General features: G+C 59.5%; 21 protein-coding genes. 2 read left to right on the top strand and 19 right to left on the bottom strand.

The window, feature by feature from the left end; genetic code table 11:
* Positions 1-35 precede the first annotated feature (35 nt).
* The 16 genes from JSS95_04675 to JSS95_04750 all read right to left on the bottom strand — a co-directional run bounded on the left by JSS95_04675 (position 36) and on the right by JSS95_04750 (position 18,613).
* Positions 36-1,361, bottom strand: a complete 1,326-nt coding sequence (locus tag JSS95_04675) for an NnrS family protein (GenBank protein ID MBS1799101.1) — start codon at positions 1,359-1,361, stop codon at positions 36-38.
* Between the two features lie 174 nt (positions 1,362-1,535).
* The gene (locus JSS95_04680; GenBank protein ID MBS1799102.1) at positions 1,536-3,032 is read right to left on the bottom strand and encodes an NADH-quinone oxidoreductase subunit N; all 1,497 of its coding nucleotides are present in this window, start codon (positions 3,030-3,032) and stop codon (positions 1,536-1,538) included.
* Positions 3,033-4,664, bottom strand: coding sequence for an NADH-quinone oxidoreductase subunit M (locus JSS95_04685; protein MBS1799103.1), 1,632 nt, complete (start codon positions 4,662-4,664; stop codon positions 3,033-3,035).
* A gap of 50 nt (positions 4,665-4,714) precedes the next feature.
* Entirely contained in the window at positions 4,715-6,685 is a 1,971-nt protein-coding gene (nuoL, locus tag JSS95_04690; protein ID MBS1799104.1) for an NADH-quinone oxidoreductase subunit L, read from the bottom strand.
* 24 nt (positions 6,686-6,709) lie between these two features.
* Complete coding sequence (gene nuoK / locus JSS95_04695) at positions 6,710-7,009, bottom strand: NADH-quinone oxidoreductase subunit NuoK (GenBank protein ID MBS1799105.1); 300 nt, start codon at positions 7,007-7,009, stop codon at positions 6,710-6,712.
* Between the two features lie 106 nt (positions 7,010-7,115).
* Positions 7,116-7,622, bottom strand: a complete 507-nt coding sequence (locus JSS95_04700; GenBank protein MBS1799106.1) for an NADH-quinone oxidoreductase subunit J — start codon at positions 7,620-7,622, stop codon at positions 7,116-7,118.
* 519 nt (positions 7,623-8,141) lie between these two features.
* Positions 8,142-9,203, bottom strand: a complete 1,062-nt coding sequence (gene nuoH, locus JSS95_04705; GenBank protein MBS1799107.1) for an NADH-quinone oxidoreductase subunit NuoH — start codon at positions 9,201-9,203, stop codon at positions 8,142-8,144.
* A gap of 29 nt (positions 9,204-9,232) precedes the next feature.
* Positions 9,233-11,617, bottom strand: coding sequence for a molybdopterin-dependent oxidoreductase (locus JSS95_04710; GenBank protein ID MBS1799108.1), 2,385 nt, complete (start codon positions 11,615-11,617; stop codon positions 9,233-9,235).
* A complete protein-coding gene (gene nuoF, locus JSS95_04715) occupies positions 11,618-12,943 on the bottom strand; it encodes an NADH-quinone oxidoreductase subunit NuoF (GenBank protein ID MBS1799109.1) in 1,326 nt (441 codons plus the stop codon).
* Positions 12,944-13,453 (bottom strand): NAD(P)H-dependent oxidoreductase subunit E, encoded by a 510-nt coding sequence (locus tag JSS95_04720; GenBank protein MBS1799110.1) that lies wholly within the window; start codon positions 13,451-13,453, stop codon positions 12,944-12,946.
* 123 nt (positions 13,454-13,576) lie between these two features.
* The gene (locus JSS95_04725; protein ID MBS1799111.1) at positions 13,577-13,876 is read right to left on the bottom strand and encodes a transcriptional regulator; all 300 of its coding nucleotides are present in this window, start codon (positions 13,874-13,876) and stop codon (positions 13,577-13,579) included.
* A gap of 101 nt (positions 13,877-13,977) precedes the next feature.
* Positions 13,978-15,237 (bottom strand): NADH-quinone oxidoreductase subunit D, encoded by a 1,260-nt coding sequence (locus JSS95_04730; protein MBS1799112.1) that lies wholly within the window; start codon positions 15,235-15,237, stop codon positions 13,978-13,980.
* Positions 15,237-15,719, bottom strand: a complete 483-nt coding sequence (locus tag JSS95_04735) for an NADH-quinone oxidoreductase subunit C (GenBank protein ID MBS1799113.1) — start codon at positions 15,717-15,719, stop codon at positions 15,237-15,239. The genes JSS95_04730 and JSS95_04735 overlap by 1 nt, the downstream gene beginning before the upstream one ends.
* On the bottom strand, positions 15,719-16,126 hold the full coding sequence (ndhC, locus tag JSS95_04740) for an NADH-quinone oxidoreductase subunit A (protein MBS1799114.1): 408 nt from the start codon (positions 16,124-16,126) through the stop codon (positions 15,719-15,721). Before ndhC ends, JSS95_04735 begins: the two co-directional genes overlap by 1 nt.
* A 72-nt stretch (positions 16,127-16,198) precedes the next feature.
* Entirely contained in the window at positions 16,199-17,149 is a 951-nt protein-coding gene (locus JSS95_04745; protein ID MBS1799115.1) for a prepilin peptidase, read from the bottom strand.
* Positions 17,150-17,170: 21 nt separating this feature from the next.
* Positions 17,171-18,613 carry a carbohydrate porin gene (locus JSS95_04750; protein ID MBS1799116.1) on the bottom strand — a complete coding sequence of 481 codons (1,443 nt, stop codon included), beginning with the start codon at positions 18,611-18,613 and terminating at the stop codon, positions 17,171-17,173.
* A gap of 373 nt (positions 18,614-18,986) precedes the next feature.
* On the opposite strand from JSS95_04750, the gene JSS95_04755 reads away from it, so the two are divergent.
* A complete protein-coding gene (locus tag JSS95_04755) occupies positions 18,987-19,268 on the top strand; it encodes a metal/formaldehyde-sensitive transcriptional repressor (GenBank protein ID MBS1799117.1) in 282 nt (93 codons plus the stop codon).
* Positions 19,269-19,284: 16 nt separating this feature from the next.
* Here the strand turns inward: JSS95_04755 and JSS95_04760 are convergent, their stop codons facing one another.
* From JSS95_04760 to JSS95_04770, 3 genes are all read right to left on the bottom strand, one after another.
* Positions 19,285-20,622, bottom strand: a complete 1,338-nt coding sequence (locus JSS95_04760) for an Nramp family divalent metal transporter (GenBank protein ID MBS1799118.1) — start codon at positions 20,620-20,622, stop codon at positions 19,285-19,287.
* 67 nt (positions 20,623-20,689) lie between these two features.
* Positions 20,690-21,352: a metal-dependent transcriptional regulator gene (locus JSS95_04765; GenBank protein ID MBS1799119.1), complete on the bottom strand. Its 663-nt coding sequence runs from the start codon at positions 21,350-21,352 to the stop codon at positions 20,690-20,692.
* Positions 21,353-21,420: 68 nt separating this feature from the next.
* Positions 21,421-21,642 carry a DUF3185 domain-containing protein gene (locus JSS95_04770; GenBank protein ID MBS1799120.1) on the bottom strand — a complete coding sequence of 74 codons (222 nt, stop codon included), beginning with the start codon at positions 21,640-21,642 and terminating at the stop codon, positions 21,421-21,423.
* A 402-nt stretch (positions 21,643-22,044) separates the two neighbouring features.
* Here JSS95_04770 and JSS95_04775 point away from each other — a divergent pair, with 402 nt between their 5' ends.
* On the top strand, positions 22,045-22,815 hold the full coding sequence (locus tag JSS95_04775; protein MBS1799121.1) for a thiazole synthase: 771 nt from the start codon (positions 22,045-22,047) through the stop codon (positions 22,813-22,815).
* Positions 22,816-22,863 lie beyond the last annotated feature (48 nt).

Here is a 22,863-nt window from a genome sequence, read left to right on the forward strand (position 1 = left end):
TTTTTCTACCTCCAATTTTTGCAAAATCTCGGGCGTCATGAAACCGCAGTCGATGAATTTGGGCGTTGAACGTGCGCTGGTGGAATGAAGAGAGTCACAACAAGATTCAGCGCAAACAGTGTGACAGATGTCAACTCGATGAGCGCTGAAAAAGGCAGGACTCTCCAGGCGAAACCCCAATTATTCTCATAAGCTAATGGTTCAGCGGTTACCCGCAGCGCACATCCAAGATTTAGCAACAGCAGAGACCAGAACATCACCTGTGTGCTCCACAGGGCTCGCATTCCGCAGAATGCAGGAAGAACCCGCTGCCCAATCGCAAAGACCATACCTGCAACAAAGCCTACTGTGAGCGCATGACGGCTGGAACCCCATATCCCCCCTGAATGATCGTATGGAACTGCCAGTAGGTCCAGAATGCATGAGAGCAGAAGCCAGACGTAAGCAATACGCACAAAGAGTGGGAATGTGGGATGGACATGCAGCAGCTTTGCGGGTTGAACCGCGGGTCTCCAAACGTGTAGCGCTTCGATTGCCAGCAGCGCCGCAAACAGAAACGCTACGGCTGATATGGCCTGCCATCGCAAAAAGAGAGCCGTGAGAGCCACAACAATGCAGCTATACGCTGCAAAAAGCGGGACTCCGCTGGTCTGCCGCATCCCAATGAAGATGGATAACCATCGAGCATTGAAGGCGAATATTGTTGGAACGAGAATGCCCCACAGGGCGAGCACCACCATTTGTTGATCAAGCAAATGCGGTAAAGCCGGCGAATCTGCCGCAAGTGCAAGTTGGAGCAAAGTGATGAAATTGACGATAAGTACTGCCAAAAAGGCGAATGTCGACGCGATAACCGACTTTAGCCAAATCTCCTTGGGTTTGTTCTTGCCGTGTGTCCGCCCTTGCCGCAGTGAGCGCCCGAAGAGATAGAACGCAACAAGTTCCATCGCGGCAGAGAGTGGAAGCAAGACCCTCCAATGCCAGCCGGTTGCGCCTCCAACCCATCGGCACGTAATTCCCGATGTCCAAAGGGCCCATGCTGCCCATCCCGCTAGAACGGGGAACCGGGTTGTGGACTGCATCTTCGTCAAAGAGTAGAAGCCTATACCGATGATGAAGGAGCCAATCCACCCAAATATCTGCGCCTGTCCGTGGGCCTGGAGCCACGCTGGATCCAAGCGAGTCAGGGTGTGTTCTTTGGAGATGTCGATTAGCTTCCAGACGCCTAGAAACGTTCCAGGAAGCACCATGAAGAATAGGCCGCTTGCGATGAATGCTATTGCAAGCCTCTGGCTGTGCCTTTCGATCGCAAGGCGATCGACATTCGGGCGTTGTCCCACTATGGGTGCGATGTTTTCCATGGTTCTGTTGGCTGCTGCCATCTTCGGTCGACCGTAGGCTGTTATAGCAATGTGCAACCACAGGCTATAGCGGTCAGCAAGCAGAACTCTATGACTTTTGTCGCTTGAGGAAAAGACAATCCGCAACTGGGTATCGCATGATTCCCGTGAGTGCAGATAAAATCTGCCACTCAGTTACCGAATGCTATAGATGACCTCAGTTCGCGGCTGGGGAGTATCGATGCTGTGAATGGCGGCATCTGCGCTGCGGTGTGCCAGGTCGAGGATTCGATTGGGTGCTATACCCAGCAGCAGGGTGGCGACTGCGGTGAAGGTGAGGGCGATAGCCACGGGGATGGAGACGGGCGTGAGGCTGACGTGCACGGAGTCGTGCGCAGGGCGAGTGTAGAGAGCGGCAAGCAGGCGGAGGTAGTAGAAGCAGGCGATGCCGCTGTTGAGGAGGCCGATGACGGCGAGCCAGACGTTGCCCGAGTGGAGCGCTGCCGAGAAGACGTAGAACTTGCCGAAGAAGCCTCCGGTGAAGGGGATTCCGATGAGCGAGAGCAGGAAGAAGCCGAGCGTCGCGGCGAGGACGGGGCGCTTGAGGGCGAGGCCGGTGTAGTCGTCGATGGTACGGGCGCGCTCGTCGTAGCCGCCGATCTGGGTGATGACGGTGAAGGCCCCGACGTTCATCGCGGAGTAGGCCGCGGTGTAGAAGCAGGCCGAGGCGATGCCGTCGGCGGGGAACGCCGTGTAGGCGACGAGCAGGTAGCCGGCGTGCGCGATGGACGAGTAGGCCAGCATGCGCTTGACGTCACGCTGCATGAGTGCGCCGAGGTTGCCGACGAACATGGAGAGCGCGGCGATGATCCAGATGAGTGCAGCCCAGCGGTGCTCGTAGGTTGGGAAGCCGGAGAAGAGGATGCGCAGGAGGACGGCGAAGGCGGCGGCCTTGGGAGCGGTCGACATGAGTCCGACGACGGGAGCGGGAGCGCCCTGATAAACGTCGGGGGTCCAGACCTGGAAGGGAGCGGCGGAGACTTTGAAGCCGATGCCGATGATGATGAGTGCGAGCGAGAGAAAGGCGAGTGTTGGGGTGGCTGTGGCGGCGAGTCCCTGCGCGATGGCGTCGATGCGCGTGGAACCGGTGGCTCCGAAGGCCAGCGCGATGCCGTAGAGGAAGAAGGCGGTGGCGAAGGAGCCGAGCAGGAAGTACTTGATCGAGGCTTCGCTGGTAGGGGCCTGACCCTTGCGGAAGCCGGCCAGAATATAGGTGGCGATCGACGAGATTTCGAGGCCCACGAAGACCATCAGCAGTTCGACGGAGCAGGTCATGAGCATCATGCCGGTGGCGCCGAAGAGAACAAGGGCGAAGTACTCGCCGGCGACGTTAGCATGGCCCTCAAAGTAGTCGAGCGAGCTGAGGAGCGTAACCAGTGCGACGGCTGCGATCAGCAGGTGGAAAAAGACAGAGAAGGCGTCGACCTGGATGGTGCCGTAGAAGGCATGCACGGTTCCGAAGCCGAGCTGATACCAGCTTGCAAAGCCAGCCGCGACGGTTCCGAGAATGGCGAGCCAGCCGAGAGGTTTACGCGCCTTTTCGGCTGAAAAGAGCGGGTCGGCCAGCATGACGAGGACGCCGGTGATGGTGAGGATGTATTCGGGCAGAAGAGCGAGGACGTTGGGAGACATCTACTGTGCTCCTTTCGTCGCTGAGGGTGCTGTCGTCATGTTGGTGTGATCGGGGTGTGAGGATGCAGCCTCGAAGTTTACCGTGGCACCCTGAGTATGATTGACCGTCTCGGCGATTCGAGTTCCGGCGGTATTGATGGCCTTCATGAAGACCGGAGAAGCGATGCCCATAAAGAGAAAGAGCGCGATGAGCGGCCAGAGTGCCAGATGTTCACGGGCGTTGAGGTCTGGCGCGGTGATGGTTTCGGAGCGCGGGCCGAGCTCGCCGTAGAAGACCTTCTGGATCATCCAGAGCATGTAGGAGGCGGTGAGGATGACTCCGGTGGTTGCGAGCGTGGTCCAGCCGATGTGGTGCGCGATGGTGGACTGCATGGTTCCGGAGAAGACGAGGAACTCGCCGACGAAGCCGTTGAGCATGGGCAGGCCGGTGACGGAGAGCGCTGTGAGCACGAACATCGTCACGATCCAGGGGAGGTTAGCGGCTAGTCCGCCGTACTCGCGCATGTCGTAGGTGCGGTAACGCTCGTAGAGCAGGCCGAGGAGCATGAAAAGGGCTGCCCCGCCGATGCTTTCGTTGAGGGTCTGGTAGATGCCGCCGTCGATGCCGGAGACGGTAAAGGCGAAGATGCCGAGGACGACGACAGAGACGTGGCCGAGGGTTCCAAAGGCAGCGAGGCGCTTGAGGTCCTTCTGGACGAGGGCGAGCAGCGCGCCGTAGACGATGCCGATGGCTCCTAGTGCGAGCATGAGCGGGGCGATGCGGTGCGACTGTCCGGGGAAGATGCCGAAGGAGAATCGCAGGATGGAATAGAGGCCGAGCTTTCCGGCGATGACCATGACCGCTGCGGTGGGAGCTTCGGAGACGGCGTCGGCGAGCCATCCGTGCAGAGGGAAGACGGGAACCTTGACGGCGAAGGCAGCGAGGAAGGCCAGCGAGGCGAGCCAGAGCGCGGTGGTATTGCCCGAGATGTTGTGCGTGGCGGCGAGAGCGGCCAGTTGCGGGTAGTCGAAAGTGCCGGTGCGGGTGTAGAGCCAGAGCATCGCGACCAGCAGCATTGCTGACGGGATAAACGTGTAGAGGAAGAACTTGATGGCGGCGCGGCGGCGGTTCTCGGTGCGGCCGAAGGTGGCGATCAACAGCGCCATGGGGACGAGGGAGAGCTCCCAGAAGGCGTAGTAGAGGAAGAGGTCGAGCGAGACGAAGATGCCGAGCATCGCGACCTGCTGGAGCAGGAAGAGAACGTAGAAGAGGCGGCGGCGGTTGTCGATGGCGCGCCAGGAGATAAGGACGCCCAAGGGAGCAAGGAGTCCGGTGAGGACGACGAACCACATGGAGAGGCCATCGACGCCTACGTGGTATCGGATAGCGGGAGAGGTGATCCAGGAGAGGTTCTGCTCGAAGAGGTAGCCAATGGCGTGTGGATGGTAGGGTTGGCCAAGGATGCACTCATCCATGGCGATGCGTGGGTGATAGTGGAAGGGAAGATGAAGCGTAAAGAGGAAGGTCAGCAGGGTGACAGCGAGGGCAGCCCACTGCTGGAGCTTGTCGCGGTCGGGCAACAGTGCGAGGACGATGGCCCCGGCGAGCGGGGTGAAGGTGATGATCGTCAGGATGTTGTGGTCGATGTTCATCAGTACCCTTTATTGCAAAAAAGCAGATCCCTGCGGGATGACAGTCAAAATTAGTGCAGCCAGATGGAACGGCCGAAGATCATGACGGCAATGACGGCGGCGGCCCCGAGTGCGAGCCAACCGGCGTAGGAGCGGATGTTGCCGGACTGAATGCGGCGGGCCAGTGAGCCGAGGCCGCGAGCGGATGCTCCTGCTGCGTAGCCGGAGCCGTTGACGACGCCGCCGTCGAAGAGCGTACCGAGGATGAGTCGCGAGAACATGAGCAGCGGCGTAACGATGAGCGCCTGGTAGATCTCATCGATGTAGAACTTGTTTTCGACGAGGCGGTAGAGGGCAGGGAACTTCGCGGCGTAGCTGGCGGCGGTGAGGGGCTTCTTGTAATAGAGGACGTAGGCGATGAAGAGGCCAAGGAGCGCTACAAGAACGGAGACGGCGGCGAGGCCGAGTTCGAGGCCGTGGGAGACGGTTTCGGCTGCTGCGGCGCCATTGGAGAAGACGGGGGCGAGAAATTCTCCGATCTCGTCGTGGCCGCCGAGTGCGTGCGGGACGCCTACCCAGCCTCCGATGATGGAGAGGAGGGCGAGGACCATAAGGGGGAGCGTCATGACCAACGGGGACTCGTGGACGCCGTGGCCGTGGTCGCCGTGGGCGGCATCGTGGTGTTCTTCGAAGCGCTCTTCACCGAAGAAGGTCTTGAACCAGAGCCGGAACATATAGAAGGAGGTCATGCCGGCGGTGATGAGTCCGACGAGCCAGAGGAGCTTTCCGAGTGGGTTGGGGCTGGTGAAGGCCTGGAAGAGTATCTCGTCTTTTGAGAAGAATCCTGCGAGTGGGGGGATTCCGGCGATGGCGAAGACGCCCATCGTCATGATCCAGAAGGTGATGGGAATGCGTTTGCGGAGGCCGCCCATTTTGCGCATGTCCTGCTCTCCGGAGAGGGCGTGGATGACGGAACCGGCGGCGAGGAAGAGGAGCGCCTTGAAGAAGGCGTGGGTGAGGAGGTGGAAGATGCCGGCGGTATAGGCTCCGACTCCGCAGGCGAGGAACATGTAGCCGAGCTGAGAGACGGTGGAGTAGGCGAGGACGCGCTTGATGTCGTGCTGCACCATACCGATGCACGCGGCGAAGATGGCGGTGGCGGCTCCGATGACTGCAACGACGCCGAGGGCCAGCGGGCAGTGGTCGAAGAGGACGTGGCAGCGGGCGACCATGTAGATGCCTGCCGTGACCATGGTGGCGGCGTGGATGAGAGCCGAGACCGGAGTGGGGCCTTCCATGGCGTCCGGTAGCCAGACGTAGAGCGGGATCTGCGCGGATTTGCCGGTGGCTCCGAGGACGAGGAGGAGGGTGATCGCGGTATAGATGCCGCAGGTTGTGGGGTCGGCGGCAACGGCGGTGAAGACGGTGGTGAAGTCGAGCGAACCGAAGTGCGCGATGAGGAGGAACATCGCGAGGAGGAAGCCGAAGTCGCCGATGCGGTTGACGATGAAGGCCTTTTTGCCGGCGTTGGCGGCGGAGTCCTTCTTGAAGTAGAAGCCGATGAGCAGGTAGGAGGCGAGGCCGACGCCCTCCCATCCGACGAAGAGGAGGAGGAAGTTGGCGGAAAGGACCAGAACCAGCATGAAGAACATGAAGAGGTTCAGGTAGGCGAAGAAGCGCCAGTAGCCCTCTTCGTGCGCCATGTATCCGACCGAGTAGAGATGGATGAGAAAGCCGACGCAGGTGACGACGCCCAGCATGATGAGCGTGAGGTGGTCGACGGTGAAGGTGAAGTCGGCGTGGAAGCCGGAGATCTGGATCCAGGGGTTGCCGAAGAGGGTGAGGGTGGAGTGGATGGACTCAGGCGCTCCTGCGGCCTTCATCGAGAACCAGAGCCAGACCCAGAGGCAGGCGGAGGCGAAGGTCGGGATGAGCGCGACGGCGGAGACGAGCGGGCGCGGCAGGCGGCGGCCCAGGGTTCCGTTGATGAGGAATCCCGCGAAGGGAAGCAGCGGAATCAGCCATAGATAAGAGGCGGGCATCTCGAGTCTCGTGTCCTTTAGTCCTTAGTTCTTGAGCAGGTTGACCTGGTCGACGTTGAGGGTCTGGCGGGTGCGGAAGATGGCGATGATGATGGCCAGGCCGACGGCTGCCTCGGCTGCGGCGACGACCATGACAAAGAAGACGAAGATCTGTCCGGTGATCTGGTGCCGCATGTGCGCGAAGGCGACGAAGGTTAGGTTGACGGCGTTGAGCATAAGCTCAATGGACATGAAGATGGTGATGATGTTGCGCTTGATGAGGAAGCTGGCGACGCCGATGGAGAAGAGTACGGCAGCAAGAACCAGGTAGTAAGAGATAGGCACGGTCATGGCTAGATATCTCTCCTCTGCTTCCGGGCCGCAAGGATACAGATGAAGGCCGCGATCAACGCAATAAAGATGGGCAGGAAGTGCTTCATGTCGATATGCACTATTGCTCCTTTCGTGCGAGCACGACGGCTCCGAGGATAGCGACGAGGATGAGGATGCTGGTGGCCTCGAAGGGGAGCAGGAGGTCGCGGAAGAGAACGCTGCTGATCTCCGTGATGTTATTGACAGCGTGCGTGAGGTGGCTGGTGATGTCCGTTGAGCCGAAGGTCTTGCCGTTGGTGAGGAAGACGAAGCTGAGCAGGCAGAAGATGGCGGCCGCTCCGGGGAAGCCAGCGATGTAGGCGGCTCGGCTGCCGTGGGTGCGCTCTTCTTCGCCCGCGTTCAGGAGCATGACGACGAAGACGAAGAGGACCATGATGGCGCCGGAGTAGACGATGACCTGGGCGGCGGCGAGGAACTCAGCCCCGAGCGACCAGTAAAGGACTGCCAGCGACATCATGACGACGACGAGCGAGAGGGCCGAGTTGATGGGGTGCCGCTGCAGCAGGAAGTTGATGGCTCCGGCGACGGCGAGCAGACCAAAGATGATGAAAAGTGCCAGTTGCATGATGCTCCGCGGATTCTTCTTATTGAATCGCTTGAATCATTTGAAACAGCTTAGATTTTGGTGGCTACCTATTGATTGTAAAGCAGGTAGCGTAAGGCTCAATCAACTGTGAACAGCTACTTTCTCAAGAGTTGTCCAATTTCTCTGAATCAGTCGCGAAAGTTCGCGAAGATTGGTCCATGTTGAGGGTTGATGTTCAGGGGCTAGGGTTTGTAAGGCGAAATCTACGTCGTCCCATTTATCTGAATTTCTACTTGTAATGTCTGCTCTATACTCTCCGCGGAAGCGGAGTACTCGGAGCTTTATTTTGTCGGTTGCAAATTCCACCACCGCCGCATCGAAACCACTCGGATATCCCTCACCATGCGACAAGACTTTTCCCGCGTGATCGCGAATGATCCATTCAAAGGTTGATACCACCTCGGCGTCGAATCGTTCGCGGGAATTTGCGCCAAAAAGCCGAGCTCGAAGTCTGCCAAATGGCGTTTCGCTGCGGAGTGGACCAAGAGTCTGCAATGTTCAGGACCTTAACGCGAGGACAAGCGAGGTGGCGAGAATGTTGAGGATGGCGACGGGAAGCAAAAACTTCCAGCCGAAGGACATCAGTTGGTCGTAACGGAAACGGGGAAGCGTGGCGCGTACCCATATATAGAGCAGCAAAAAAGCGAATACCTTGGCGACGAACCAGAGAACGGGGAAGATCGCCGAGAGGATGGGGCCGCCGAAGTCTGCCGGAAGCAGGTTGCCGAGGGGACTCGATGGGCCGCCGAAGAAGAGCAGCGTGGCGACGCAGGCGACGGTGATCATGTTGGCGTACTCGGCCATGAAGAACATGGCGAACTTCATGGAGGAGTACTCGGTGTGGTAGCCGGCGACGAGCTCGGATTCGGCCTCGGGCAGATCGAAGGGAGCGCGGTTGGTCTCGGCGTAGGCGGCCATCAGGTAGATGAAGAAGGCAACGATCTGGAAGCCGCCGAAGATGTTCCAGGAGAGGGCCCCATGGGCAGATTGGCTGTCGACGATATCGCGGAGGCGGAGGGAACCGGCGCGAAGGACGACGCCAACGAGCGACAGGCCGAGGGCGAGCTCGTAGCTGATGACCTGCGAGGTGGCGCGGAGGGAGCCGAGCAGTGCGAACTTATTGTTCGACGACCAGCCTGAGAGCGCGATGCCATAGACGCCGATCGAGGTGATGCCGAGGATGACGAGGAGGCCGATGTTGATGTCGGAGATGGCGAACATATCGACACCGGCGATGTGGTTGACGGCACCGAAGGGCACGACGGCGATGGAGATGAGCGCGCAGGTTAGCGCGATGATGGGCGCGAGGATGAAGAGCGGGCGCTCGGCAGCCATGGGCATGAGGTCTTCTTTGAGGAAGAGCTTGATGCCGTCGGCAAGGGGCTGAAGCAGGCCGAAGGGGCCGACGCGGGAGGGACCCCAGCGGTTCTGCATGCGGCCCAGGACCTTGCGCTCGAGCAGAACGGTGTAAGCGACAGCCGTCAGCGTGATGACGAGCACGACGACGATCTTGAGGATCGAGAGCAGCAGGAATGTCTGAAAGTCGGTGAGGTGGCTCACGGTTTTTTACTCTTACTCCTGTGTCAGTTTCATTCGGCTGCGGTGTGGATCTGGATCAGCGGCTCGTTAGCTTGGTAGCGCTGAACGTCGTTGAGTGCGGGCGAGAAGCGGCCCAGGGTTCCCGAGGTGAAGAGGCCGTCGCCGGAGGGAAGCACGAGATCGCGGCGGGCGGCGTTAGATGCGGTCGCGGCGGGTTCCAGGTGTTGATCGTTGCCACTGATCAGTTGCAGCCGGAGAAGGTTGTAGCCGGGGACGAGGCGCTGGATCTCGTCGAGGATAGCGAAGGGGTCGAAGGGCGAGAGCCTGGGCTCGAGGTTGTTGGCGGTGAGCCAGACGGCGTGGCGGTCGGCCTCGCCTGCCTGTGCGCCGCGGGACTGGCCCATGTCGGCGCGAACGCCCGGCGTGCTCTTGCCGAAGGGAACGAGAGCATGGATGTCGGTGCCCATCTTGTCGGCGACGCGGACAAGCAGCTCGAAGTCGGTACGGACGCCGGCGCGGTCGCCTGCCTTTTGGACGAGCTGGAGGTCGCCGTAGCTGTTGGTGACAGAGCCTGACTTCTCGTACAGGTTTGCGGCGGGGAAGATAACGTCAGCGAGCTGCGCGGTCTCGGTCATGAACATCTCGTGGACGACGACGAAGGTGTCCACGAGGGCGGCGGGGTCGACGTTGTAGCGCGAGATGGGGTTGGAGTTGACGACGTAGAGAGCGGATAGCTCGCCTCGTCCGGCTGCTTCGAATATCTGGAGCATGTCGAGGCCAGCAGTCGTGGGCGCGTTCTGCTCGGCATAGGGGCCGGGATTGGCGACTGGAACGTAGCCGGGGAGCATGTCGGGGAGAAGGCCCATGTCGGCCGCGCCGCGCGAGTTCGCGTAGTCGGAGAGCAGGGCGAACTTTGCGCCGGGGATGGTGAGGCCGAAGTCTATGAGGCGCTTGAGGTCTGCGCCGCGAAGCTCGGAGCCGATCAGGATGAGGAGCTTCTCTTCCGATTTGACGGCGTCGCGGAAGCTGCTCAGGGCGTTTGCGTCGGTGGCTGCGCTCGTGGCGGAGGCCGCGTCGCCAGCAAGGTAGGCGGCGAAAGCTCCGTAGCCGAAGGGAGCGAGGGGGAGGAAGGCCTTGGCCTGACGGCGCAGCTTGATCTCTTCGGTGTTGGCGACGTAGAGGCGCGCCTTGTTGAGACGAACGTCGGTGCGGAGGTTCCACGCGGTGCCGGGGGCCTGGTTCGTCGGGTCGCCGCCGACGATGAGGACGGCGGGGTAGGTCTGAGTGTCGCGCAGGGATGCAGTGCGGTTGGTCTGACCGGAGAGTGCCTGGGCGAAGGTGACGTAGTCGGCGGTGCGGTGGTGGTCGATATTGTTGGTGCGGAGGACAGTGCGAGCGAACTTCTGGAGGAGGTAGGCCTCTTCGTTGGTGAGGCGGTTTCCGCCGATGACGCCGATGGAGCTGCCGCCCTTGCTGTCGCGCAGCTCATGTAGCTTCTTGCCAGCGTGGTGGAATGCTTCCTCCCAGGAGACTTCCTTGAGCTTGCCGTCGGGCTGACGAACGAGCGGTGAGGTGATGCGCTCGGGCTGGTTGGCGAAGTCGAAGGCGTAGCGGCCCTTGTTGCAGAGGAAGTCGCCGTTGATGCCGGACTTGTCGCGGTTGTCGCCGCGAACGATCTCGGCTCCGTCGGAGGTGGAGCGAACGCCAAGCGTGGTCTTGCAGCCGTCGCCGCAGTGGGTGCAGACGGTGGCAACGTGGTTCATCTCCCAGGGGCGGGTCTTGTAGCGGTAGGCTCCTGAGGTCAGCGCGCCGACGGGGCAGGCGTCGATGCACATGCCACACTGCTCGCAGTCGAGGTGGGCCAGGTGATCGGGCGACTGATGCGCGGGGATGTTGGGCGCAATCACAGCGGAAGATCCGCGGTTCTGGATGCCGAGGGCGAAGACGTCCATGCCTTCGCCGCACATGCGGACGCAGCGGTAGCAGAGGATGCAGCGCGGGCGGTCGAAGTAGACGACCGGCGACCACTTCTGCTCTTCGCGGTGGTTCTTGGGTTCGGCGTAGAAGCTGTCGGCGGCGCCGTACTTGAAGGTCATGTCCTGCAACTCGCACTCGCCGCCGGCGTCGCAGACGGGACAGTCGAGCGGGTGGTTGCCGAGGAGGAGCTGTAGAGTGGCTTTGCGCGCCTGGGCGATCTCGGGGGATTCGGTGATGAAGACCTGGCCCTCGGCGACCGTGGTCGTGCAGGCGGTTTGTAGCTTGGGAACCTTCTCCTGGCGGACGACGCACATGCGGCAGGCAGCCTGGAGGGAGAGCCCGGGGTAGTAGCAGAAGGCGGGGATCTCGATGCCGGCGGACTTGCAGGCGTCGATGAGCAGCGTACCCGCGGGGGCGGTGAGTTGTTTGCCGTCTACTGTGAACTTTACGTCTGGCATTTAGTGCGCTCCCACGAGCTGTTCGACCGTGATGATCGGGGTTCCGGCCTTGTGGCCTTCGATGTAGTCCTCGAACTCCTTGCGGAACTTCTTGACGAAGCCGAGCGTCGGCATGGCGGCCGCGTCGCCGAGCGGGCAGAAGGTGCGTCCCATCATGTTCTCGGCGAGGTACTGGACGTTGGCGACGTCCTTCTTGGTGCCGCCGCCGTTGTAGACGCGGGTGAGGGTCTTCTTGATCCAGTCCGTGCCCTCGCGGCAGGGAATGCACCAGCCGCAGGACTCGTGCTGGTAGAAGCTGATGACGCGGAGGGCGAATTCGACGATGGAGACGGTCTCGTCGAGTACGACGATGCCACCGGAGCCGAGCATGGTGCCGGCCTTGCCCATCTGGTCGAAGTCGAGGCCTACGTCGATCTCCTCGGGGAGTAGGACCGGGCAGGAGGAGCCGCCGGGGACTACGGCCTTGAGTTTTTTGCCGTCCTTGATGCCACCGGCTACGTCGTAGATGGCCTTCTTGAGGTTGTAGCCCATGGGAAGCTCGTAGACTCCGGGGCGTTCGACGTGGCCCGAGATGCCGAAGAGGCGTGTGCCGCCGTTACGCTCGCTGCCAATCTTGGCGTAGGCCTCGCCGCCCATCAGGAGGATGTGCGGGGCGGAGGCGATGGTCTCGGCGTTGTTGATGACGGTGGGGCCGCCGTAGAGGCCGACGACAGCAGGGAACGGAGGCTTGATGCGGGGGACGCCACGCTTGCCCTCGAGCGACTCCATGAGGGCGGACTCTTCGCCTACCTCGTAGGCTCCCGCGCCGGTCTGGGTGACGATGTCGAAGTCCAGGCCCGAGCCGAAGATGTTCTTGCCGAGGAAACCCTTGGCGTAGGCGTCGGCGACGGCCTTCTCGACGATCTTGAGCAGGTAGCGATACTCGCCGCGGAGGTAGATGAAGCCCATCTTTGCGCCGATGGCGAGTCCCGCGATCATCGTTCCTTCGATGACAGCGTGGGGGTCGTGCAGAAAGATGACGTGGTCTTTGCAGGTGCCGGGCTCGGACTCGTCGCCGTTGACGAGGACGTACTTGGGCTTCTCGGACTGCTTGGGCACGAAGGACCACTTCATGCCGGTGGGGAATCCGGCGCCGCCGCGTCCGCGAAGACCCGAGGCCTTCATGGTGTCGATGATCCAGGTGGCCATGTTCTCGCCCTGGGCGATGGCTTTCTGCACGGCCTGGTAGCCGTCGAGCTCGAGGTATTTGTCGATATCGGCTGCGCCCTGGCCGAAGCGGCGCGAGATGACTTTGACTTCATCGGGATGCGAGACGAGGGTGGGCATCTACTTCACGTCCTTTCCCTGACCTGCGCGGTAGGTCTCGATGATCTCGTCGACCTTGACCGTGGTGAGGTTGTCGTGGAAGTCGTAGTTGACCTGCATGGCCGGAGCCCAGCAACAGGCTCCTATGCACTCGACCTCTTCGAGGGAGAAGGCGCCGTCGGGGGTGACCTCTTTGTGGCCGATGCCGAGCTTGTGCTTGCAGTGGTCGAGGATCTCGTAGCCGCCGCGCAACATGCAGGAGATGTTGGTGCAGACCTGCACGTTGTACTTGCCTGCGGGCTTGGTGCGGAGCATGGAGTAGTAGGAGAGGACGTTGCGGACGTCGAGTTCGAGCAGGTCGAGGCGCTGAGCGATCTCGGTGACGACGGCGTCGGAGACGTAGCCGACCTCATCCTGCGCGTAGAGCAGCATGGGAATGAGGGCGGAGCGCTTGACCGGGTAGAGGGTAACGAGGTGGTCGAAGCGTGCGGCGGTGGCCGGAGTGAAGATCGAATTGGTAATCGTGCTCATCGGGTACGTCCTGACATTCGTTCCGGGTTGCAAGGCGAAGCAGATTCCTCCGCTACGCTACGGAATGACAAACAAAAGCGTCGGAATGACAATCCGTTTTCCACGGAATGACAACCAAAAGTACTAAGACTCACTCATCATCTCCCGCGCCAGACGTTCGGCGGCAAGGTCCATCTCTTCGGTGTTTCCATTCAGTTTAACCGTTCCGTCTTCTTCGAGCGAAAAAGAGGAGCGATTGCCCTCGGTATCTTCTATGAGGTCATGCCTGAAGCGGAGCCAGCGATCGGCTACGCGGAGCGTGATCTCGTCTGCGCCGACCTCGACGACTGCGTGATGCCGGCTGTTGAGTCCGTGGGCGGCTGCGTAGGAGCGGAGCAGGGAGGCCCAGGAGGTCCAAAGTTCGCGGTGGAGGCGGTCGTTGATGTGGACTTCCTCCGGATTGGCCGTCGCTCCAGGCGAAATGCAGGGATTCTTCCCCTTCGACTCGCTTTGCTCGCTCAGGGTCAGAATGACGGTGGGTGGCATTAGCGGTCGATGGCTCCCAGCACGATGTCGATGGAGCCGATCACGGCGACGACGTCGGCCAGCAGCCTGCCCTTGCACATTGTTTCGAGTGCCTGGAGGTTGGAGTAGTCGGCGTTGCGCATGTGGACTCGGTAGGGCTTGGCGGTTCCATCGGAGACGACGTAGTAGTTCATCATGCCGTGTGCGGCTTCGACGGAGCTGGTGGCTTCACCTGCCTGTACAGCAAAACCTTCGGTAACAATCTTAAAGTGATGGATTAAGGATTCCATCTGCGTCTTCATCTGCTCGCGGTCGGGCAGGATGATCTTGGGGGCGTCGGCGACGATGCGGCCCTCGGGCATACCGTCGAGGGCCTGAAGGCAGATTTTGACGGATTCACGCATCTCCTGCATGCGCAGGACGTAGCGGGCCCAGACGTCGCTGTCGTTGGAGACGGGCACCTTGAACTGGAACTTCTCGTAGCTGGAGTACGGCATATCTCGACGAACGTCGAAGTCGATGCCGGCGGCACGCAGCGGGGGACCTGTGACGCCTAGCGCAATGGCGTCCTTGGGCGAGATGTAGCCGACACCCTTGAGGCGCTTGATCCAGATGGGATTGTTCTGGAGGAGGCCTTCGTACTCGTCGATCTTCGAAGGGAAGTCGAGGAGGAAGGCGCGGATCTGGTCGTAGAGGCCGAGTGGCGGCTCCAGGCTGACACCGCCGATGCGGATGTAGCTGGTCATCATGCGCTGGCCGCTGACGGCCTCGAAGATGCGCATCAGCTGCTCGCGTTCGCGGAAGCAGTAGAGGAAGACGGTGAGCGCGCCGATGTCCATGGCGTGCGTTCCCAGCCATACGAGGTGCGAGTTCAGCCGCATCAACTCGTTGAAGAGCACGCGCAGCCACTGCGCTTTCTCGGGGATCTCAAGGTCGAGAAGCTTTTCGACGGCGAGAGCGTATGCCGTGTTGTTGGTCATCGGCGAGAGGTAGTCGATGCGGTCGGTAAGCGGAACGACCTGCTGGTAGAACTTTGCCTCGCACGTCTTCTCGATGCCGGTGTGCAGGTAGCCGATGTCGGGGGCGAGGGAGACGACAGTCTCGCCGTCGATCTCAAGCACAAGACGAAGCACACCGTGCGTGGACGGGTGCTGCGGCCCCATGTTGATGACCATGGTCTGATCAGAGATAGGATCGGCACCGTGGTGATGGAACTTGGCGTCGGCTACGACGTCTTCGATGCCGGGATTGATCTGGTCTGGAGCGGCGACGGGTGACATTAGCGGTAGCCCTCCACGGGATAGTCTTTGCGCAGGGGATGGCCTTTCCAGTCTTCGGGCATCATGATGCGGCGCAGGTTGGGATGACCGCCGAAGTGGACGCCAAAGAGGTCGAAGACCTCGCGCTCGTAAAAATTGGCCGAGGGCCAGACGGAGGTGATGCTGTCGAGAGAGGCGTCTTCACCGGCGAGCCGGACTACGAGGCGGATTCTCCGCTTCAGCGAGAGGGAGAGGATACTGTAACTGATCTGAAAGCGTGGCTCGGAGGGGTACCAGTCGACGGCGGTTACATCTTCGAGGAAGTTGTAACCGGCCTGCTTTACCGCTTCACAGGCTGCAATGATGTTCTCGCGGGCGACGGTCACGGTAAGCTCTTCGCGATCGTATTTCGCGGCGACGGTGAGATCGGCGAGCGCTTTGAGGGCAGGTTCTTCAGGAAACTTATCGAATACTGCTTGAGTATCGAGGATCGCCGGTTCCATTAGAGATCCCCTTTATCGGTGGACCAGTCGAGGATGCCCTTCTTCCACACATAGAAGAGGCCGACGGCCACAAAGCCGAGATAGACAAGCATCTCGTAGAAGCCGAACATCTTCGATCCTGTAATTGCGGGGAGACGGCGGAAGATGACGGCCCAGGGAAGCATAAAGACAGCTTCGACATCGAAGAGGATGAAGAGCATGGCAACCATGTAGAAGCGGACGGAGAAGCGGCCGCGAGCATCGCCGATGGGATCCATGCCGCACTCGTAGGGGCCCAGCTTGGTGCGAGAGTTCTTATGCTTGCCGATGAGGAATGACACTCCCACCATGCCGCATGCAAGCCCAAGCGCCACCAGTATTTGCAGGACAAGAGGAAGATAATTCCAGATGTAGGGATAATTGTGCATGGCCATCTTTGACTCTAAGTTTGTGGTTGTCCAGTGTCAAGCCAAGAGAGGCTTTGTGCGGCTATCGCGCTGCTAGCGAAGTAGTTGAGAGTAGGCCTCGATGATTCGATCGCCGATCTGGGCAACGATGAGTCCTCCAGCGGCGAGGAAAGCCCCAAAGGCAAGTTTTGACGACGTGTTCCCGCGTCCCTTTACCAGCAGAAACACTCCATAGATGCTGGCGCCGATGACGCCAAAGAAGAGGGAGAGAATAGCGGGCCAGAATCCGAGGAAGGCTGCGATCATGGCAAGCAGCTTTACGTCGCCGAGTCCCATGCCTTCGCGGTGGCGGACAGCCTTATATATCCACCGGACAAGGAGCAGCAGAAGCGCGACCCCGCAGATGGCGAGGATGCGTCCTCCTACGAGGGCTTCTGGGCCGGTGAGAAAGACGTTGCCGCTGTCGGTGACTCCGCCGGGGCTTGTGAGCTTGATGCTGTTGCGGGTGAGAAGCACCTCTCCTTCAGTCGGCCCGAGAAAGACGGCCTGAACGCAGATAAGGAATAGCCCCACAGCGGTTCCGGTAAGCGTGAAACTGTCGGGAAGCAGGCCAGTCTGCCAGTCCATTACGATCAGGCCAATGAGAAATACGCCGATGAGCGTGACGGCGATATTGGCAATGACAGCAAATGCAGCATACGAGGATGAGCCGCCGCTTTGAGCCGGTTCGAGGAAATAGAAGTGCAGCACCGTGTAGAGTCGAGCCGCCTGGATTGCGAACCAGATGCCTGTAGCCAGCTCGACGAGCGGATAACGCAGGGCGATGGGTTGGTGGCAGTCGCGGCATCGGGCGCGCAGAAGAACCCAACTGATGATCGGGATGTTGTCGTACCACCGTATGCGGGATTTGCAGTTGGGGCAATACGAACGAGGATGAACGATCGACTCATGTTTCGGCAGGCGTGAGATGCAGACATTCAGAAAACTGCCAGCGATCAAACCAAGGAGAAAGCCGACGATCTCATATACGGTGCGCGAGGTCACGCAAGAAGTATACGGCGAAGGCTAGAAGTCGACGTGCATGCGTATGGCTTCAACGAGGATGGGGCCGCGATCTTTGTTGTAGCCGGGATGATCGATGAACTGCACGTTGAGCGCGTAGTAAACCCCGCGCCAGGCGTGGAGATTGTAGTAGCTCTCCAGAATGTCTTCGCGGGCATAGTTCAGGTTGCCGTCGCCGAGTAGAAAGCCAAGGCCGCCGTAACGCAGGTAGTTCTGGTGATCGCGTTTGATGGCGTTGGAGACGAAGGCAACGCCGATCTGATCGTTAGGCCGCGAGAAACGGCGGCCTGAGTAGTCGCCGCCGAAAGCAACGGTCTGGTCGACTTCAGTGTAGGCGTAGGATTCATGCTGTCCTTCGTTCCAGCCGACGCGAAGGAAGGCGCGCAGGTTTGGGGTAAGTTCCTGCTCGGCATTAAGTCCAAAGCCATATTTGACCGCGCCAAACTTCGCGTGTGCCGTGATATCGGGTTTGGCATCCTCTCCGGAGAGGTAGGCGTTGACGGCATCGCGATAAAGGCCCATGTGCGCGCGATTGACGAAGCCGAGTACGCGAACTGTTCCTTTGCGCTCGGGTGAGACGAGTGGGCCGAGCAGCGGCTTGCGCAGCTCGAACTCGAAGTTCTGACCACTGGCACGGCTGATGGCCCAGTCGAGGTCGATGCCGTTGGCGACCGTGGGCATGGCGGCGAGAGCATAACGCGCAGACCATGCCCGGTCATGGTATTCCAGCACGCCTGCGTAGGTGTAGCCGCGCGTGTCGGCGGCGTAGTCCCAGGCGCCGTTGTTGTCGACGGTCCAGTTGAGGAATTGCAGATGGCTGTCGGAGCCGATGGAGTTGATGTCGAAATAGTCGGGAAGGCTCATCTTGCCGAAGCGCAGCTCGAAGCGACGCTCGGGCACCTGGGTTGAAAGGGAAAATGGGGTTCGTTCGGCATCGATGAGCTTGCTGGTCAGGCCGACGGTTTGATGGATCACAACACGCGCGAGATATGGCTTGGAGCCGAGGTTGGGGTTGCGGACGACATCGAGATTGGTAAAACCGGCAAGCCCGAGCGCCTGACTGATCCCGCGACCGCCGGCGGATTCAAAGTCGACGATCGCGTCCGTGGCGTAGCGCGGATTTGAATTGAGTTGCATGCCTAGGAACAGTGTTCCGACAAGGGACGTCTTGTATTCACCTCGGGCCTGCATGCTGTTTGGGCCATCGTAAGGTGAGTGAAATGGAGCATGTGCCTGGAAGACGATGTTGGCCTGTCCGGAGATGAGGTAGCGTCCGTTCTCCGAGTGGGGAAACATCGTGGTGGAGGAATCGGACGAGGGAGCCTCCGGGAGAAAAACGGCTCCCCTCGACTGCTCGGAGGACGTCATGGCAGAGGTCGACACCACGGCTTGTCCGAGCGCGAACGGAGCAAGAGTAAGGCTCAATAAAAAGGGTAGATATCGCATCAGGCTTTCAGGTTTCCAAAGGTCTTTAATGTTGCAGGGCTGGAAGAACACAGTCGAAAGGGGGAAAGCCTGTCCTGCGCCGCAGACGGAGAAAGACAGGCCACGCTGATCCAGGTTCGTCCTCCTGTTCCATCATCCCTTCTGGGACAGTGAACCAGGTGCAGGCAATTGGGCACCGCTCATCGGCGGTCTCCACCCAGCGGGAGCGGACGGCTGGCCTTGGGGTGGTCTTGTGCTGAAAAAGGTGAGCGATTCTCGTAAGTACGGGTTGAATCATTGGCTGTTTTCTCCTTTCTGCGACCCTGAAGTTTCGTGAAAGCCAAGTCGCGAGATGCGGTATACATACTATACCCCCCTTGGGTATTACGAGGCGATGAAAATGTTGCGTGTGAGCAGTGAAAGAGCCAAACTCCAAAACCGCATGAAGCGCGTTCGCGGACAGATGGAGTCGGTGGAACGGAAGCTGGGAGTCGAAGACCACGACTGCGCGGAGATCCTGATGCTGCTGGCGGCGGTTCGCGGCGGAATCAACAGCTTGATGGCGGAGGTTCTGGAGGACCATATTCGTCTGCATCTTCTGAAGGGCGGCCGTGCTCCGCTTACGCCCGAGTTGGGTGAAGACCTGATTGATCTTGTTCGTGCTTATCTGAAGTAGGAAAAACATCAGTGCTTTATCGAAACGTTTGAATCAGTAGCCACGCATTGAGGCCAGCGATCAATGCCGCGACGATCCAACTCGTGGTGCGGATGATACGGTTGTTTGCGAACTGCCCCATTGTGCGCGGATCACTGGTAAGGCTGACCAGGGGAAAGACGGCAAAGCTCAACTGCATGCTGAGAATGACCTGGCTGAAGACGAGGAGTTTGCCGGTGCCTGAGCTGCCATAAAGGGCTGTAGCAATAACGGCAGGGACGATGGCGACAAGGCGCGTTATCAATCGGCGCATCCAGTTGGGCAGGTGAATATCGAGGAAGCCCTCCATGACGATCTGTCCGGCGAGAGTTCCGGTAATGGTGGAGTTCTGGCCGGAGGCCAGCAGCGCGAGCGCAAACATCATGCTGGCGCCGGTAAAGCCGAGCAGGGGAGTGAGAAGCTTGTAGGCGTCCTCAATCTCTGCGACTTCAAAGTGTCCGTTGCGATGGAAGACTGCCGCGGCAAGAATAAGGATGGCCGCATTGATGAAGAGCGCGAATGTAAGTGCGACGGCGGAGTCGATGTTTGCCAGGCGGATTGCATCGCGCTTGCCGCCGGGAGTGCGCGGATAGTTCCGAGTCTGCACGATGGACGAGTGCAGGTAGAGGTTGTGCGGCATGACGGTTGCACCCAGGATGCTGATGCCGATGTAGAGCATGTCGGGGTTTGTAGCAATTGAGGTTGAGGGGATGAACAGGTGGCGCAGGACAGGCAGCCACTCCGGTCGTGAAAGAACGGTCTCGATGCCGAAGAGCACGGCGATGGTCCCGATGAGGACCATGACGAGCGCCTCGATATAGCGAAATCCGCGGTGCTCCAGTAAAAGGATCAGCAGCACATCGAGGCTGGTGATGATAACGCCAGCAATCAGCGGAATGTGGAAGAGCAGTTGAAGCGCGATGGCGGAGCCGATGACTTCCGCCAGGTCGCAGGCGGCGATCGCCACTTCTGCAAGAAGCCAGAGCGCTATGGTTGCACGGCGGCTATAGCGCTCTCGGCAGGCCTGCGCCAGATCGCGTTCGGAGGCGATTCCTAGCTTTAGCGCAAGACTCTGTAGCAGGATTGCCATCAGGTTCGAGGCCATGATGACGAACAGAAGCGTGTAGCCATAGCGCGAGCCCGCTGCTAGATCGGTCGCCCAGTTGCCAGGATCCATATAGCCCACGGCCACCATGAACCCGGGTCCGATGAAGCCTAGAGCGCGACGCCAGTAGGTGCCTGATTGAGGGACCGCAACGCTGGAGAAGACGTTTGGCAGCGTTGGACGCTGAGTGGCGGCCTCTTGAGTGGTCGAGATGGAGGTGAGCGTGTCCATAGCGCCACGAAGGTGGCTTAGCTTTAGTATGCCACATGATGTTAACTATGGTTAATAAATTTTGAAATTACTTTGCACGCACCCATACTCTCTCGGCCGCCGGCTTTCCCAGTGTGGACTTGCCTGTAGCTGTTTCGATGGTGATGGTTTCGTCATAATTTTTAGCGACAACCTTTACCGATGCCTGCGGGCCGATGCTCAATTTGTGGAGAAAGAGCAGAAGTTTGGGATCTCGCTCATAGAGGTTGACGACGGTGTAGTCGACTTTTTCCCGCGCCTCAAAAAGGGGAATCAGGCCACGCTTTCGTTGCGTCGCGGGGCTGTCGGGCAGAACGGCGTTGCCGTGCGGGCATGTTCCTTTTTCGCCAAGCTTCTCGATCAACTTTGCTTCAAAAGCCGGCGAGACAGCATGTTCAAGCCTCTCGGCTTCGTCGTGGACTTCGTACCATTCCATGCCGAAGACTTCAGAGAGCATGCGCTCTATCAGGTGGTGCCTTAGCGCAGTTTTGTACGCGGTCTCTTTCCCCTTCGCGGACAGGCGAATGGTGCCATCTTTCTTTACAAGCACGAAGCCGTCGCGCTTGAGGCGCTTGAGGGCCATTGTGACGGCTGGAGCGGAGACGGAAAGCCAGTGCGCGAGTGTTGCCGAGATAACGCGCTCACCCTCGCACTCCGCTTCAAGAATGGCTTTGAGGTAGTCTTCTTTGGATACTGTGATCGATGTATTCATCCAGATCGCACCGTGGTTAGTGATCTGAGATTAACTATAGCTAATTGATTCGATCGCAGTGCTGTCAATTATCGGCTTCTGGCCCCCGCGGCAACGAGACCGACTCCTGCAACAAGCGCTATGGTGCTCAATATGGGTGAGATCGGCACAGCCTCTTTCTTGTCATGGGATATCTGGATGGGGCCGGCATCGACGTCTTTGTGCCGATGGGTAAAGCTGAAGCCGCCGGTGACAAACCCGACGATGCCTAGAAGGATGAGGAGTATTCCTATGATCGTTGCAGGTTTCATCTTCTCGGAGACCTTTCATAAAGCTGATGTGAGGTATACAAACTGAATTGATAAGTCGGGCAGCGAACTGTAGTTCCGATGCTGCGACAAAGAAGCTAGATGTATACAGAGTCCATGGTTCTTGCATCTTTCTGTATTAGGAGCGTAGTCTTTGCGCTACACGGGAAAGGAGGATGATCCAGCCTATGAAAACTGACAGTAAGAGTTGCATCGAAATGCGTGAGGTGACTGAGGCTTAGAGCGTCCTGCTCTAGTCCTGGCGACTTCAGTAGCTTGCTGAACGTACTCCGCCGAGGCCAAAGTCCGAGCAAGGACGCCTCAGGTCAATCTCAACAGTTCACCGGTAAACGGCCTGCCTCTCATCGAGTGCAGGCCGTTTGCATTTGGTTCTAAAATAACTTCATGACACCTCTCGTAATCGCAGGCAGGGCCTTTCAATCGCGACTGATTGTTGGAACAGGCAAGTACAAGGATGGGCCAGAGACGCAGGCTGCGATTGAGGCTTCGGGCGCGGAGATGGTTACGGTCGCGGTGCGGCGCGTGAATCTCGACCGGTCGAGCGAATCGCTTCTAGATTTCATCGATCCCCAGCGCTACTTCCTGTTGCCGAATACCGCTGGCTGCTATACCGCCGAAGAGGCGATCCGGGCCGCCCGGCTGGGACGTGAGGTGGGGCTTTCTGACTGGGTGAAGATTGAGGTCATTGGCGACCAGGCGACGTTGTACCCAGACGTTCAAGCAACACTGGAAGCGACCAGGGTGTTGGTGAAGGAAGGCTTTACCGTTCTCCCTTATACCTCTGACGATATTGTGTTTGCGAAGAGACTGATTGACGTTGGAGCGGCTGCGGTCATGCCGCTGGGCGCCCCTATTGGCAGTGGCCTGGGCTTGCAGAATACGGCCAACCTGCGCATTCTTCGCGAGATGATTACCGAGATCCCGTTGATCGTGGATGCGGGTGTTGGAACGGCGTCGGATGCGACAGTAGCAATGGAGCTTGGATTTGACGGTGTGTTGATGAATACAGCCATTGCGCAGGCCAAGGACCCGATCCTTATGGCCGAGGCGATGCAACATGCTGTGCTGGCCGGGCGGCAGGCGTTTCTTGCGGGGAGGATGCCTCGCAAGCTGTATGCAACGGCCAGTTCACCGTTAGAGGGCATCTCCCGGTAGCAGACTCAAAGTCGATAGTAAATCTGCGTGGCGGAATGCAGTAAACTT

This window comes from Acidobacteriota bacterium (assembly GCA_018268895.1).
GTDB lineage: Bacteria > Acidobacteriota > Terriglobia > Terriglobales > Acidobacteriaceae > Edaphobacter.

Coding starts and splice junctions, on each gene's coding strand:
- JSS95_04700 (MBS1799106.1), bottom strand. CDS start 7,622: ATGCAACTGGCACTTTTCATCATCTTTGGTCTGCTCGCCGTCGCCGGA.
- JSS95_04760 (MBS1799118.1), bottom strand. CDS start 20,622: ATGGACACGCTCACCTCCATCTCGACCACTCAAGAGGCCGCCACTCAG.
- JSS95_04735 (MBS1799113.1), bottom strand. CDS start 15,719: ATGGAACCGGCGATCCTCGATACTCAAGCAGTATTCGATAAGTTTCCT.
- ndhC (MBS1799114.1), bottom strand. CDS start 16,126: ATGCACAATTATCCCTACATCTGGAATTATCTTCCTCTTGTCCTGCAA.
- nuoF (MBS1799109.1), bottom strand. CDS start 12,943: ATGCCCACCCTCGTCTCGCATCCCGATGAAGTCAAAGTCATCTCGCGC.
- JSS95_04720 (MBS1799110.1), bottom strand. CDS start 13,453: ATGAGCACGATTACCAATTCGATCTTCACTCCGGCCACCGCCGCACGC.
- JSS95_04755 (MBS1799117.1), top strand. CDS start 18,987: ATGAAAATGTTGCGTGTGAGCAGTGAAAGAGCCAAACTCCAAAACCGC.
- JSS95_04675 (MBS1799101.1), bottom strand. CDS start 1,361: ATGGAAAACATCGCACCCATAGTGGGACAACGCCCGAATGTCGATCGC.
- JSS95_04685 (MBS1799103.1), bottom strand. CDS start 4,664: ATGAACATCGACCACAACATCCTGACGATCATCACCTTCACCCCGCTC.
- nuoL (MBS1799104.1), bottom strand. CDS start 6,685: ATGCCCGCCTCTTATCTATGGCTGATTCCGCTGCTTCCCTTCGCGGGA.
- JSS95_04765 (MBS1799119.1), bottom strand. CDS start 21,352: ATGAATACATCGATCACAGTATCCAAAGAAGACTACCTCAAAGCCATT.
- JSS95_04680 (MBS1799102.1), bottom strand. CDS start 3,032: ATGTCTCCCAACGTCCTCGCTCTTCTGCCCGAATACATCCTCACCATC.
- JSS95_04750 (MBS1799116.1), bottom strand. CDS start 18,613: ATGCGATATCTACCCTTTTTATTGAGCCTTACTCTTGCTCCGTTCGCG.
- JSS95_04775 (MBS1799121.1), top strand. CDS start 22,045: ATGACACCTCTCGTAATCGCAGGCAGGGCCTTTCAATCGCGACTGATT.
- JSS95_04730 (MBS1799112.1), bottom strand. CDS start 15,237: ATGTCACCCGTCGCCGCTCCAGACCAGATCAATCCCGGCATCGAAGAC.
- JSS95_04710 (MBS1799108.1), bottom strand. CDS start 11,617: ATGCCAGACGTAAAGTTCACAGTAGACGGCAAACAACTCACCGCCCCC.
- JSS95_04770 (MBS1799120.1), bottom strand. CDS start 21,642: ATGAAACCTGCAACGATCATAGGAATACTCCTCATCCTTCTAGGCATC.